Consider the following 13447-nt stretch of genomic DNA (forward strand, 5'->3'; position numbering starts at 1 on the left):
GCCGTTCGCGCCGCGCACGGACTTAACGTGCGTTGAGCGGCTTCGCTTCGCGCGGCGTATCGCCGATGAACAGCTGACGCGGACGGCCGATCTTCTGTTCCGGATCGCCGATCATTTCGTTCCACTGTGCGATCCAGCCGACCGTACGTGCCATCGCGAAGATACACGTGAACATCGACGTCGGGATCCCCAGCGCGCGCTGGACGATGCCCGAGTAGAAGTCGACGTTCGGGTACAGCTTGCGCGACACGAAGTATTCGTCTTCCAGCGCGATCTTCTCGAGCTGCATCGCGAGCTTGAACAGCGGGTCGTCGTGCAGGCCCAGTTCGTTCAGCACTTCGTAGCACGTTTCGCGCATCAGCTTCGCACGCGGGTCGTAGTTCTTGTACACGCGGTGACCGAAGCCCATCAGCTTCACGCCCGAATTCTTGTCCTTCACCTGCTTGATGAATTCGGGGATGTTGTCCGGCGAACCGATCTGCTCGAGCATGTTCAGTGCGGCTTCGTTCGCACCACCGTGCGCCGGGCCCCACAGACAGGCGATACCGGCAGCGATACACGCGAACGGGTTCGCGCCCGACGAGCCGGCCAGGCGGACGGTCGACGTCGATGCGTTCTGCTCGTGGTCGGCGTGCAGGATCAGGATACGGTCGAGTGCGCGGACGAGCACGTCGTTGACCTTGTACTCTTCGCACGGGTTCGAGAACATCATGTGCATGAAGTTCGCGCTGTACGACAGCGAGTTCTTCGGATACACGAACGGCTGGCCGATGCTGTACTTGTACGCCATCGCGACGAGCGTCGGCAGCTTCGCGATCATGCGGATCGCCGACACTTCACGATGACGCGGATCGTTGATGTCGAGCGAGTCGTGGTAGAACGCCGACAGCGCGCCGACTGCAGCGACCAGGATCGCCATCGGGTGCGCGTCGCGACGGAAGCCACGGAAGAAGAAGTGCATCTGCTCGTGCACCATCGTGTGCTTCGTGACGGTGTCGACGAATTCCTTCTTTTGCGCTGCGTTCGGCAGTTCGCCCTTCAGCAGCAGGTAGCAGCTTTCGAGGAAGTCCGCGTTTTGCGCGAGGTTGTCGATCGGGTAGCCGCGGTACAGCAGCTCGCCCTTGTCGCCGTCGATGTACGTGATCGCCGAATTACAAGCTGCCGTCGACATGAAGCCCGGGTCGTACGTGAACTTGCCGGTCTGGCCGTACAGCTTGCGGATGTCGATCACGTCCGGGCCCATCGTGCCCTTGTAGATCGGCAGTTCGACGCTCGGCGAGTTGTCGCTGAACGATAGCGTGGCTTTAACATCAGACGGAGTCATGGCACATCCTCAATCGAAATAAAGAAACGGGATTCGATAACGGGCACAGCGTGTTACACCTGGGCGTTACACGTTGCGCAGCATCTCCAACAGCCGGTGAATACCCGGGCTGTCTAGGTCGCCTTCTGGTTCCTTGCGCGCGAGGAGCAAGTCCATCAGGTCGTTGTCGCTCAGATCGAGCAGGCGCGACAACGCGCCTACGTCTGCATCGGTGAGGTCATGCTCGTATCTGCTGAAGAAACGCTCGAAAATGATGTCGTTCTCCAGCAGACCCCGCCGCGCACGCCAGCGAAGGCGTGCGCGACGGTGCGGGTCGGATTGATGCGAATCGCTCATCTCGACCTTAAACAGCGCGGCGAACCATCAGTTCCTTGATCTTGCCGATCGCCTTCGTCGGGTTCAGGCCCTTCGGGCAAACGTCGACGCAGTTCATGATCGTGTGGCAACGGAACAGACGGTACGGGTCTTCCAGGTTGTCGAGACGCTCGCCGGTGGCCGTGTCGCGGCTGTCCGCGATGAAGCGGTAAGCCTGCAGCAGGCCGGCCGGGCCGACGAACTTGTCCGGGTTCCACCAGAAGCTCGGGCACGACGTCGAGCAGCTCGCGCACAGAATGCACTCGTACACGCCGTCGAGCTCGTCGCGCTCTTCCGGCGACTGGAGGCGTTCCTTCTCCGGCGGCGGCGCGTCGTTGATCAGGTACGGCTTGATCGAGTGGTACTGGTTGAAGAAGTGCGTCATGTCGACGATCAGGTCACGCACGACGGGCAGGCCCGGCAGCGGACGCAGCACGATCTTCTGCGGCAGGTCGTTCAGGTTCGTCAGGCACGCGAGACCGTTCTTGCCGTTGATGTTCATCGCGTCCGAACCGCACACGCCTTCACGGCACGAACGGCGGAACGACAGCGTCTCGTCCACGGCCTTCAGCTTGACCAGTGCGTCGAGCAGCATGCGCTCGTGCTCGAGCTCCAGCTCGTACGTCTGCATGCGCGGCGCTGCGTCCTTGTCCGGATCGTAGCGGTAGACTTCAAAAATGCGTTTTGCCATTTCGGATTCCTTTGACTCGGCTTAGAACGTGCGCGGCTTCGGCGGCACGGATTCGACCGTCAGCGGCTTCATTTGAACCGGCTTGTAGTCGAGGCGATCGCCTTCGCTGTACCACAGCGTGTGGCGCAGCCAGTTCTCGTCGTCGCGGTGTTCGTAGTCGCTGTGCGCGTGTGCGCCACGGCTTTCCTTGCGTGCTTCCGCCGACACCATCGTTGCGCGAGCAACTTCGATCAGGTTCTCCAGCTCGAGCGCTTCGACGCGCGCGGTGTTGAACACCTTCGACTTGTCCTTCAGGTGGATGTTTTCCACGCGTGCCTTCAGGCCGGCCATCTGGTCGACGCCTTCCTTCAGCAGTTCCGACGTGCGGAACACGCCTGCGTGCTTCTGCATCGTCGAGCGGATGTCGTTCGCGACGTCCTGCGTGTATTCACCCGAGCTCGACTTGTCGAGCTTCGCCAGGCGCGCCAGCGAGAATTCGCCTGCGTCGGCCGGCAGCGGCTTGTGTTCCTTCTGGTTCTTCACGTGCTCGACGATGTGGTTGCCGGCCGCACGGCCGAACACCACGAGGTCCAGCAGCGAGTTCGTGCCGAGGCGGTTCGCGCCGTGCACGGACACGCACGAGCATTCGCCCACTGCGTAGAAACCGTTGACCGGATCCTTGTGACCGCGCGACGTGCCGACGACCTGGCCGTGGATGTTGGTCGGGATGCCGCCCATCTGGTAGTGGATCGTCGGGACGACCGGGATCGGCTCCTTGATCGCGTCGACGTTCGCGAACTTCAGCGCGATTTCGCGGATCGACGGCAGACGCTTCATGATCGTCTCGGCGCCGATGTGCGACAGGTCGAGCAGCACGTGATCCTTGTTCGGACCCACGCCGCGGCCTTCCTTGATTTCCTGGTCCATCGAACGCGACACGAAGTCACGCGGCGCCAGATCCTTCAGCGTCGGCGCGTAGCGCTCCATGAAGCGCTCGCCGTTCGCGTTGCGCAGGATACCGCCTTCGCCGCGCACGCCTTCGGTGATCAGCACGCCCGCGCCGGCCACGCCGGTCGGGTGGAACTGCCAGAACTCCATGTCCTGCAGTGCGATGCCCGAACGCGCAGCCATGCCGAGGCCGTCGCCGGTGTTGATGAACGCGTTGGTCGATGCCGCGAAGATCCGGCCTGCGCCGCCCGTCGCGAACAGCGTCGTCTTGCCTTCCATGATGTAGACGTCACCCGTCTCCATCTCGAGAGCCGTCACGCCGAGCACGTCGCCTTCCGCGTCGCGGATCAGGTCGAGCGCCATCCATTCGACGAAGAACTGCGTCTTCGCTTCGACGTTCTGCTGGTACAGCGTGTGCAGCAGCGCGTGACCGGTACGGTCGGCGGCCGCGCAGGCGCGCTGGACCGGCTTCTCGCCGTAGTTCGCGGTGTGGCCGCCGAACGGGCGCTGGTAGATCGTGCCGTCCGCGTTACGGTCGAACGGCATGCCGAAGTGTTCGAGTTCGTACACGACGTTCGGCGCTTCACGGCACATGAATTCGATCGCGTCCTGGTCGCCGAGCCAGTCGGATCCCTTGATCGTGTCGTAGAAGTGGAAGTGCCAGTTGTCTTCGCTCATGTTGCCGAGCGACGCACCGATACCGCCCTGCGCGGCCACCGTGTGCGAACGGGTCGGGAACACCTTCGACAGCACGCCGACCGACAGGCCCGCGCGCGACAGTTGCAGCGCTGCGCGCAAGCCGGAGCCGCCCGCGCCGACGATCACCACATCGAACTTGCGGCGCGGGAGATTAGTTTTGATTGCAGCCATTCTTTACACTCTCCAGAGAATCTGCGCGGCGTAGCCCGCACATGCGAGCAGCCAGACGATGGTCAGCGATTGCAGCAGCAGGCGCACACCGACGGGCTTCACGTAGTCCATCCAGATGTCGCGCACGCCGACCCATGCGTGGTAGAAGAGGGAAAGCAGCATCACGAAGGTCGCGAGCTTCATCCATTGCGCGGCGAAGATCGATGCCCAGCCTTCGTACGAGAAATCGTGCGCGCCGAAGAACAGGACGAGCAGGATCACCGTGTAGACCGCCATGATCGTGGCGGTGATACGCTGCGCGAGCCAGTCACGCAAGCCGTAGTGAGCGCCGACGACGAGGCGCTTCGAGCCGATTCGGTTATTGGCTGCCATTTTCTTAGAATGCTCCGAACAGTTTGAGTGCCATGGCGATCGTCAGCGCGATCGAGACGACAAAGACGACGACTGCCGTCCGCTTGCCGCCTTCCTTCGTGACGGCGTCGTGGTTGACGTCCATCAGCAGGTGGCGAATGCCGGCGCAGAAATGGTGGAAGAAGGCCCACGACAGTGCGAGGACGATCAGCTTGACGATGATGTTGGAGAGGAAAGCCTTGAAGACTTCGAAGCTGAGCTCGGACGTGAGGCTCTGGTCGAAGAGGAACAGCAGGAACGGCAGGAACAAGAACAGCAGCGCGCCGCTGACTCGGTGGAGAATCGACAATATCGCTGCCAGCGGCATGCGATATTTCATCGTGATATCGCCGAATCCGATGTTCCGGTATTCCGGCCTCGGCTTTCTTACTGCATCAGTCATGCTAGACCCCTACTATGTTGTCACACTAATCCGCGATTTTAGCGCCTTTTTATATCGCGCTGCAGCGAAAGTCTGCTCTGGATAGTTGCGCGAACAAGAACAAAGGCGGCCCGAAACGTGCTTCGCGAACGTGGGGAACGCGAACGCACTCGGCTTGAGCCGATACACCGTCAACTCAAGTCATTCTGATAGTAGTACCCGGTCGTGACATACCAGCCGCGACGCACTTCCACCGGTCGGTCTCCGTATGTATAGGACACGCGCTCGACCGACAGCAAAGGGAAACCTGCCGGCACGTGCAGCAGGTCGGCCACCGCCGGCTCCGCCGCGACCGCGCGGATCTTTTCCGTCGCGCGGATCATCCGCGTGCCGAACTCCGTCTCGAACATCGCGTAGAGCGGCCCCTTGTACTCGCTCAGCCGCTCGAACGTGAGCCCGCGGAACATCGCGCCCGGCAGCCAGATCTCGTCGAGCACCGTCACTTCGTTCTCGAACTCCAGCAGGCGGCGCACCTGCACGACCGGATCGGCCGGCTTCAGGTCGAGCTGCCGCGCGATCTCGGCCGGCGCGCGCAGGCGACGGCATTCGAGCAGGCGGCTCACGTGCGGATGCTCGGCACCGTCGTCGGCCAGCAGCCGCAGGAAGCGGAACTGCGCGCGATCTTCATTGTGCGTTGCAACAAAAGTGCCCTTGCCCTGCCGCCGGACCACGAGGTTTTCGGCGGCCAGCTCGTCGATCGCCTTGCGGACGGTGCCCTGGCTGACCTTGTAACGGGCCGCCAGCTCCACCTCGCTCGGGATGATCTCGCCGGGCTTCCACTCGCCGGTTTCGAGACTTTGCGTGATTAATGACTTAATCTGCTGGTATAACGGGCTGAACGTCGGCGACGGAGCCGCCGCAGGCGAAGGTGCGGGATCGCTCGCGCCCGGCTGCCCTGGGCCGCCTGCGCCGGTCTGATTCGCGGTATTCGCCTGGTTCGATGTCATGGCGCGCATTTCATCACAAACCGCACTTTTAAGTCCACTCAATTTCCGCAAAACATCTGTCTTATATAAGACATATGATACCGTTTGACTTTGAGCCGGACGGCTCCTACACTCCGGGTCGAGCAAGGGTTCGCGGGTGCAAAAGCGCGTCCCCGGCTACGTGCCACGGCCGTCTCCAGGTTCACCGCGTCTGCCATCGCGAGTCCTCCGCCCTGCTTCAATGCAACACTCCGCACAACGCGCATAGAATGGCGTTTTCGCGAGTGTCCAACGCTTTACCCGTCCTGGAGATTTTCAATGGCTAAGCCCGCAAAGCGTGTTGCCGTCACCGGCGCCGCAGGTCAAATCGCTTACTCCCTGCTGTTCCGCATCGCGAACGGCGACCTGCTCGGCAAGGACCAGCCGGTCATCCTGCAACTGCTCGACCTCCCGCAAGCCCAAGGCGCCGTCAAGGGCGTCGTGATGGAACTCGACGATTGCGCGTTTCCGCTGCTCGCGGGCGTCGTGATCACCGACGATCCGAAGGTCGCATTCAAGGATGCCGACGTCGCACTGCTGGTCGGCGCACGTCCGCGCTCGAAGGGCATGGAGCGCAAGGACCTGCTGTCGGCAAACGCCGAAATCTTCACGGTTCAGGGCGCTGCGCTGAACGAAGTCGCGAGCCGCGACGTGAAGGTGCTGGTCGTCGGCAACCCGGCGAACACGAACGCCTACATCGCGATGAAGTCGGCACCGGATCTGCCGAAGAAGAACTTCACGGCGATGCTGCGCCTCGACCACAACCGCGCGCTGTCGCAGCTCGCAGCGAAGTCGGGCAAGCCGGTCGCATCGATCGAGAAGCTCGCCGTGTGGGGCAACCACTCGCCGACGATGTACCCCGACTTCCGCTTCGCGACCGCCGAAGGCGAATCGCTGCTGAAGCTGATCAACGACGACGTGTGGAACCGCGACACGTTCATCCCGACCGTCGGCAAGCGCGGCGCGGCGATCATCGAAGCACGCGGCCTGTCGTCGGCAGCGTCGGCAGCGAACGCAGCGATCGACCACGTGCGTGACTGGGTCCTCGGCACGAACGGCAAGTGGGTCACGATGGGCATCCCGTCGGACGGCTCGTACGGCATCCCCGAAGACATCATCTACGGCGTGCCGGTCACCTGCGAAAACGGCGAATACAAGCGCGTCGAAGGCCTGGAAATCGACGCGTTCTCGCGCGAGAAGATGGACGGCACGCTGGCCGAGCTGCTCGAAGAGCGCGATGGCGTCGCCCACCTGCTGAAGAACTAAGCATCAAGCACCTCGCCGGGCGGCCCTCGGGCAGCCCGGTTTCGGCCCGGGCCGGCAAGCCGCCGGCCCGGCCGACCGATCCGATCCGCGCACGTTTTGCCGCCCCGCGCTTGCCGCGCCCCCGCCCAGAACGCGTCCGAATCCGATTTTCTCCACGTTGACCCGCTTCCCTGACGTAGACGAGATGGCCGCGCTCACTCCCGCACAAGTGCTGTACGACGGGGCGTCCCCGCCCGCGATCCTGCCCTGCTGTGATCACTACGCGGGCAGCGAAAAGCTGATGCGCAAGTCGCTCGCGCTGCAGGCCGAGCTGGGCCCCGTGTTCGACATCACGCTCGACTGCGAAGACGGCGCCGCCGTCGGCCAGGAAGCCGCGCACGCGGCACTCGTCACCGACATCCTCGGCAGCGACGAGAACCGCTTCGGCCGCGTCGGCGTCCGCATCCACGACTTTTCCCACCCGCACTGGCGCGACGACGTCCGCATCGTGCTGCGCGCATCGCGTGCACCCGCCTACATCACGCTCCCGAAGATCGCCAGCGCCGCCGATGCCGCCGAAATGACCGCGTTCATCGAAGGCACGCGCCGCGAGCTCGGCATCGCGCAGCCGATTCCGGTCGACGTGCTGGTCGAGACGCACGGCGCGCTCGCGCAGGCGGCCGCCCTCGCCGCGTTGCCGACGGTCGGCACGCTGAGCTTCGGGCTGATGGATTTCGTCTCCGCGCACCACGGCGCGATTCCCGATTCCGCGATGCGCTCGCCCGGCCAGTTCGAGCATCCGCTCGTGCGTCGCGCGAAGCTGGAAATCGCCGCGGCCTGCCACGCGCACGGCAAGACGCCGTCGCACAACGTGACGACCGAGGTGCGCGACATGAGCGTCGTCGCCGCCGATGCACGCCGCGCGCGCGACGAATTCGCGTTCACGCGGATGTGGAGCATTCACCCCGCACAGATCCGCCCGATCGTCGACGCATTCGCGCCGCGCACCGACGAAGTCGCGCTGGCCGCCGAGATCCTGCTGGCCGCGCAAGCGGCGGACTGGGGCCCGACGCGCCACGGTGATACGCTGCACGATCGCGCGAGTTACCGCTATTACTGGTCGGTGCTGCGCCGCGCACGGGCCACCGGCCAGCCGGTGCCGGCCGAGGCCGCGCCGCTGTTCGGCCCGGCCGCCGCGGGCAGCGCGCGGTAAGCGCGCGCCGCCGGCCGATACACGAGTTTCATGCATTCGACGACGCGCGAACCGGATAGAGGTTTGCGAAACGACAAAAAACGTAACGGAGCCCGAAAACCTGATATACACGCGGCCAAATAGGTGAAAATAGCGGCCGCTGCGCGCTTTCGGGGCGCGTGCAGTTTCAAACCGGCCGGCGGCGCAGATTGCCGGCCCTTGTCAACTGATTATCGAAAGGTTCTGACTCCATGAAGAAACTCCTGATCGCTACCGCCATCGGCGCCTTGTCCGCCACGATGCTGGTGTCGGCTCCGAGCGCGTTTGCCCAGGGTACGACCACGACGACCGCGAAGAAGGCAGCGGCCAAGCGCCCGGCGCCGGCCAAGCGCATCATCCCGCGCAGCAAGAAGGCACAGGCACGTGCCGCAGCGAAGGTCGATCCGGTACCGGACGGCGCAGTCAAGTGGTCCTGCAAGGAAGGTCTGTCGTTCGACCTCGCCGGTGACATGAAGCGCGACCAGGTCGTCACGGTTCACTGGGCGAAGAAGAACTACAAGCTGCCGCGTCAGGCCACGACGACGGGCGCCGACACGTTCTACGATCCGGCCGCAGGCTTCAAGCTGGTCGTGATCCCGACCAAGGCGATGCTGTTCTCCGACGCGAACGGCGGCGAACGCCTCGCGGACGAATGCGTGACGCCGGAAATGGCGCAAGGCACGCCGGCCCCGACGCAGTCGAACGAGCTGAAGCCGGCAACGAACTAAGCGCGTTCCCATCGGCCCCTCGATGTCCGCCCCGGTCTCCAACGTCCGCCCTGCTCCGGATACGGTACTCGTCGATATCGTCGACTACGTGCTGAATACCGGCATCGACAGCGCGCTCGCGCTGGAGACGGCGCGTCATTGCCTGATCGACACGCTCGGATGCGGACTCGAGGCGCTCTCCTACCCTGCCTGCACCAAGCTGCTCGGCCCCGTCGTGCCCGGCACGATCGTACCGAACGGCGCGAAGGTGCCCGGCACGTCCTTCCAGCTCGATCCCGTCCAGGCCGCCTTCGGCATCGGCGCGATGATCCGCTGGCTGGACTTCAACGACACCTGGCTCGCCGCCGAATGGGGTCATCCGTCCGACAACCTCGGCGGGATCCTGGCGACGGCCGACTGGCTTTCCCGCACGGCCCGCGCGGCCGGCCGCAAGCCGCTCGCGATGCGCGACGTGCTGGTCGCGATGATCCAGGCCCACGAGATCCAGGGCTGCCTCGCGCTCGAGAATTCGTTCAATGCGGTCGGGCTCGACCACGTGCTGCTCGTGAAGGTCGCGTCGACGGCCGTCGTCGGCCGGCTGCTCGGGCTCGCGCGCGACGAGCTGATCAACGCTGTGTCCAACGCGTTCGTCGACGGCCACGCGCTGCGCACCTACCGCCATGCGCCGAACACGGGATCGCGCAAGTCATGGGCGGCCGGCGACGCAACCTCCCGCGCGGTGCGCCTCGCGCTGATCGCGAAAACGGGTGAAATGGGCTACCCGTCGGCGCTCACCGCCAGGACCTGGGGCTTCTACGACGTGCTGTTCGACGGCAAGCCGTTCCGCTTCCAGCGCCCGTACGGCACGTACGTGATGGAGAACGTACTGTTTAAGATCGCGTTCCCCGCGGAATTCCACGCGCAAACGGCCGCCGAGGCCGCGCTGCAGCTGCACGCGCAGCTCGCCGCCGCGGGCCGCACGACCGACGACATCAGCCGGATCACGATCCGCACGCACGCGGCCGCGATCCGCATCATCGACAAGCAGGGCCCGCTCGCCAATCCGGCCGACCGCGACCACTGCATCCAGTACATGGTCGCCGTGCCGCTGCTGTTCGGCCGGCTGACCGCGGCCGACTACGAAGATTCGGCCGCCGCCGATCCCCGCATCGACGCGCTGCGCGCGAAGACCGTGTGCGTCGAGGATCCGCAGTTCACGCAGGATTACCACGACCCGGACAAGCGCTCGATCGCGAATGCACTGACGATCGAGTTCAAGGACGGGTCGAAGCTTGCCGAGGTGGCGGTCGAATATCCGCTCGGCCACCGGCGGCGCCGGGCCGAAGGCATCCCGCTCCTGGTCGAGAAGTTCAGGACCAACCTTGCCCGCCGCTTCCCGGCCAAGCAGCAACAAGCGATTCTCGACGTGTCGCTGGACCAGGCAAAGCTCGAAGCGATGCCGGTCGATGAGTACGTCGATCTGTACGTGATATAGCCGTCATTTACAGGACACGTAGTTTCCTAGCCTTAAACCCAGGAAAATCACCATGGCCCACAATCTCCACAAGACCCTCAAGGAATTCGACAGCGGTTCCGGCAAAGGCAAGTTCTACTCGCTGCCGCAGCTCGGCAAGGAACTGAAGACGAAGATCGAACGCCTGCCGGTGTCGATCCGTATCGTGCTCGAGTCCGTGCTGCGCAACTACGACGGCAAGAAGATCACCGAAGAGCACATCCAGCAGCTCGCGAACTGGAAGCCGAACGACAAGCGCGTCGACGAGATTCCGTTCGTGGTGTCGCGCGTCGTGCTGCAGGACTTCACGGGCGTGCCGCTGCTCGCCGACATCGCGGCCATGCGCGGCGTCGCGGAGCGTACCGGCAAGAACCCGAAGAAGATCGAGCCGCTGGTCCCGGTCGATCTCGTCGTCGACCACTCGGTGCAGATCGACTACTTCCGCCAGAAGGACGCGCTCGACCTGAACATGAAACTGGAATTCCAGCGCAACAACGAGCGCTACCAGTTCATGAAGTGGGGCATGCAGGCATTCGACACGTTCAAGGTCGTGCCGCCGGGCGTCGGCATCGTCCACCAGGTGAACCTGGAATACCTCGCGCGCGGCGTCCACAAGAAGGCGGACGGCGGCGACACCGTGTACTACCCGGACACCCTCGTCGGCACCGACAGCCACACGACGATGATCAACGGCATCGGCGTGGTCGGCTGGGGCGTGGGCGGCATCGAGGCTGAAGCCGGCATGCTCGGCCAGCCGGTGTACTTCCTGACGCCGGACGTCGTCGGCGTCGAGCTGAAGGGCAAGCTGCGCGAAGGCGTGACGGCCACCGACCTGGTGCTGACGATCACCGAAATGCTGCGCAAGGAGAAGGTCGTCGGCAAGTTCGTCGAGTTCTTCGGCGAAGGCACGAAGTCGCTGTCGCTGCCGGACCGCGCGACGATCGGCAACATGGCGCCCGAATACGGCGCGACGATGGGCTTCTTCCCGGTCGACGAAAAGACGATCGAGTACTTCGAAGGCACGGGCCGCACGAAGGCCGAAATCGCCGCGTTCGAAAACTACTTCAAGGCGCAGAAGCTGTTCGGCATCCCGAAGGCCGGCGACATCGACTACACGAAGGTCGTCACGCTCGATCTGACGACGGTCGCGCCGTCGCTGGCCGGCCCGAAGCGCCCGCAGGACCGCATCGAGATCGGCCACGTCAAGTCGACGTTCACCGACCTGTTCTCGAAGCCGGTCGCGGAAAACGGCTTCGCGAAGAAGGCGGAAGACCTGGCCGCGCAATACACGACGAGCAACGGCGTCGACGTGAAGAACGGCGACATCCTGATCGCCGCGATCACGTCGTGCACCAACACGTCGAACCCCAGCGTGCTGCTGGCCGCCGGCCTGCTCGCGAAGAAGGCGGTCGAGGCCGGCCTCACGGTCGATCCGAAGATCAAGACCTCGCTCGCGCCGGGATCGCGCATCGTCACCGAGTACCTGACGAAGACGGGCCTGCTGCCCTACCTGTCGAAGCTCGGCTTCGAAGTCGCGGCCTACGGCTGCACGACCTGTATCGGCAACGCGGGCGACCTGACGCCGGAGCTGAACGAAGCGATCACGAAGAACGACATCGTCGCGGCAGCCGTGCTGTCGGGCAACCGTAACTTCGAAGCGCGTATCCACCCGAACATCCGCGCGAACTTCCTCGCGTCGCCGCCGCTGGTCGTCGCCTACGCGATCGCCGGCAACATCACGCGCGACCTGATGACCGAACCGGTCGGCAAGGGCAAGGGCGGCCGCGACATCTACCTCGGCGACATCTGGCCGACGAGCGAAGAAATCCACGCGCTGCTCAAGTTCGCGCTCGACCCGAAGAAGTTCGAGGACAACTACTCGAAGCTGACCAAGAAGGGCGACCTCTGGAGCAAGATCGAGGGCGAATCGGGCCAGGTCTACGACTGGCCGAAGTCGACGTACATCGCCGAGCCGCCGTTCTTCGGCAACGACTTCTCGATGGAACCGGCTGCGTCGATCCCGACGGTCAAGGGCGCGCGCGCACTGGGCATCTTCGGTGACTCGGTCACGACCGACCACATCAGCCCGGCAGGCTCGATCAAGGAAGACTCGCCGGCAGGCAAGTGGCTGAAGGAAAACGGCGTGCAGAAGGCCGACTTCAACAGCTACGGCTCGCGCCGCGGCAACCACGACGTGATGATGCGCGGCACGTTCGCGAACGTCCGGATCAAGAACCTGATGATCCCGCCGAAGGCGGACGGCACGCGCGTCGAAGGCGGCCTGACGATCCACCAGCCGAGCGGCGAACAGCAGTCGATCTATGATGCAGCGATGCAGTACGTTGCCGCCGGCACGCCGACGGTCGTGTTCGCAGGCGAAGAGTACGGCACGGGCTCGTCGCGCGACTGGGCCGCGAAGGGCACGCAACTGCTCGGCGTGAAGGCCGTGATCGCACGCAGCTTCGAGCGCATCCACCGCTCGAACCTGGTCGGCATGGGCGTGCTGCCGCTGCAGTTCAAGGGCGCGGACAGCGTCCAGTCGCTCGGCATCACCGGTGAAGAAACGTACGACATCGAAGGCCTCGGCGACGACTTCAAGCCGCAACAGGACGTCACGCTCGTGATCCACCGCAAGAACGGCGAATCGCAGCGCGTGCAGGTGCTGCTGCGTATCGATACGCCGATCGAAGTCGACTACTACAAGCACGGCGGGATCCTGCCGTTCGTGCTGCGCTCGCTGCTCGCAGCGTAAGCGGCCTGCACCTTGCAGGTGCCGCAGCCGCCTCGC

At 64.2% G+C, this 13447-nt stretch carries 12 protein-coding genes; 5 read left to right on the top strand and 7 right to left on the bottom strand.

The features are described from left to right. Positions 1–22 precede the first annotated feature (22 nt). From gltA to CFB47_RS27700, 7 genes are all read right to left on the bottom strand, one after another. Complete coding sequence (gene gltA / locus CFB47_RS27670) at positions 23–1324, bottom strand: citrate synthase (protein ID WP_011355741.1); 1302 nt, start codon at positions 1322–1324, stop codon at positions 23–25. A gap of 66 nt (positions 1325–1390) precedes the next feature. Continuing rightward, entirely contained in the window at positions 1391–1660 is a 270-nt protein-coding gene (locus CFB47_RS27675) for a succinate dehydrogenase assembly factor 2 (protein WP_089462914.1), read from the bottom strand. Between the two features lie 7 nt (positions 1661–1667). After that, the gene (locus CFB47_RS27680) at positions 1668–2369 is read right to left on the bottom strand and encodes a succinate dehydrogenase iron-sulfur subunit (protein WP_011355743.1); all 702 of its coding nucleotides are present in this window, start codon (positions 2367–2369) and stop codon (positions 1668–1670) included. Positions 2370–2390: 21 nt separating this feature from the next. Beyond that, on the bottom strand, positions 2391–4166 hold the full coding sequence (gene sdhA / locus CFB47_RS27685; protein WP_089462915.1) for a succinate dehydrogenase flavoprotein subunit: 1776 nt from the start codon (positions 4164–4166) through the stop codon (positions 2391–2393). A 3-nt stretch (positions 4167–4169) separates the two neighbouring features. After that, on the bottom strand, positions 4170–4538 hold the full coding sequence (gene sdhD / locus CFB47_RS27690) for a succinate dehydrogenase, hydrophobic membrane anchor protein (RefSeq protein ID WP_011355745.1): 369 nt from the start codon (positions 4536–4538) through the stop codon (positions 4170–4172). Positions 4539–4542: 4 nt separating this feature from the next. Then, a complete protein-coding gene (gene sdhC, locus CFB47_RS27695; RefSeq protein WP_034185792.1) occupies positions 4543–4959 on the bottom strand; it encodes a succinate dehydrogenase, cytochrome b556 subunit in 417 nt (138 codons plus the stop codon). Positions 4960–5129: 170 nt separating this feature from the next. Then, positions 5130–5954 carry a GntR family transcriptional regulator gene (locus CFB47_RS27700; protein ID WP_039358249.1) on the bottom strand — a complete coding sequence of 275 codons (825 nt, stop codon included), beginning with the start codon at positions 5952–5954 and terminating at the stop codon, positions 5130–5132. 288 nt (positions 5955–6242) lie between these two features. Between CFB47_RS27700 and CFB47_RS27705 the strand changes: the two genes are divergently transcribed. The 5 genes from CFB47_RS27705 to acnA all read left to right on the top strand — a co-directional run bounded on the left by CFB47_RS27705 (position 6243) and on the right by acnA (position 13411). Then, the gene (locus tag CFB47_RS27705; RefSeq protein ID WP_006479357.1) at positions 6243–7229 is read left to right on the top strand and encodes a malate dehydrogenase; all 987 of its coding nucleotides are present in this window, start codon (positions 6243–6245) and stop codon (positions 7227–7229) included. Between the two features lie 184 nt (positions 7230–7413). Next, positions 7414–8421: a CoA ester lyase gene (locus tag CFB47_RS27710; RefSeq protein ID WP_089462916.1), complete on the top strand. Its 1008-nt coding sequence runs from the start codon at positions 7414–7416 to the stop codon at positions 8419–8421. Between the two features lie 230 nt (positions 8422–8651). After that, positions 8652–9167, top strand: coding sequence for a hypothetical protein (locus CFB47_RS27715; protein ID WP_089442945.1), 516 nt, complete (start codon positions 8652–8654; stop codon positions 9165–9167). 22 nt (positions 9168–9189) lie between these two features. Then, positions 9190–10641 carry a bifunctional 2-methylcitrate dehydratase/aconitate hydratase gene (locus CFB47_RS27720; RefSeq protein WP_089462917.1) on the top strand — a complete coding sequence of 484 codons (1452 nt, stop codon included), beginning with the start codon at positions 9190–9192 and terminating at the stop codon, positions 10639–10641. A 52-nt stretch (positions 10642–10693) separates the two neighbouring features. Beyond that, positions 10694–13411 carry an aconitate hydratase AcnA gene (gene acnA, locus CFB47_RS27725; RefSeq protein WP_089462918.1) on the top strand — a complete coding sequence of 906 codons (2718 nt, stop codon included), beginning with the start codon at positions 10694–10696 and terminating at the stop codon, positions 13409–13411. Positions 13412–13447: the final 36 nt, after the last annotated feature.

Origin of the sequence: Burkholderia sp. AU27893 (assembly GCF_002223205.1) — a bacterium.
Lineage (GTDB): Bacteria > Pseudomonadota > Gammaproteobacteria > Burkholderiales > Burkholderiaceae > Burkholderia.

Excerpts from the sequence above, each read along its gene's own strand:
- gltA (WP_011355741.1), bottom strand. The coding sequence starts at position 1,324 with ATGACTCCGTCTGATGTTAAAGCCACGCTATCGTTCAGCGACAACTCG.
- CFB47_RS27675 (WP_089462914.1), bottom strand. The coding sequence starts at position 1,660 with ATGAGCGATTCGCATCAATCCGACCCGCACCGTCGCGCACGCCTTCGC.
- CFB47_RS27680 (WP_011355743.1), bottom strand. The coding sequence starts at position 2,369 with ATGGCAAAACGCATTTTTGAAGTCTACCGCTACGATCCGGACAAGGAC.
- sdhA (WP_089462915.1), bottom strand. The coding sequence starts at position 4,166 with ATGGCTGCAATCAAAACTAATCTCCCGCGCCGCAAGTTCGATGTGGTG.
- sdhD (WP_011355745.1), bottom strand. The coding sequence starts at position 4,538 with ATGGCAGCCAATAACCGAATCGGCTCGAAGCGCCTCGTCGTCGGCGCT.
- sdhC (WP_034185792.1), bottom strand. The coding sequence starts at position 4,959 with ATGACTGATGCAGTAAGAAAGCCGAGGCCGGAATACCGGAACATCGGA.
- CFB47_RS27700 (WP_039358249.1), bottom strand. The coding sequence starts at position 5,954 with ATGCGCGCCATGACATCGAACCAGGCGAATACCGCGAATCAGACCGGC.
- CFB47_RS27705 (WP_006479357.1), top strand. The coding sequence starts at position 6,243 with ATGGCTAAGCCCGCAAAGCGTGTTGCCGTCACCGGCGCCGCAGGTCAA.
- CFB47_RS27710 (WP_089462916.1), top strand. The coding sequence starts at position 7,414 with ATGGCCGCGCTCACTCCCGCACAAGTGCTGTACGACGGGGCGTCCCCG.
- CFB47_RS27715 (WP_089442945.1), top strand. The coding sequence starts at position 8,652 with ATGAAGAAACTCCTGATCGCTACCGCCATCGGCGCCTTGTCCGCCACG.
- CFB47_RS27720 (WP_089462917.1), top strand. The coding sequence starts at position 9,190 with ATGTCCGCCCCGGTCTCCAACGTCCGCCCTGCTCCGGATACGGTACTC.
- acnA (WP_089462918.1), top strand. The coding sequence starts at position 10,694 with ATGGCCCACAATCTCCACAAGACCCTCAAGGAATTCGACAGCGGTTCC.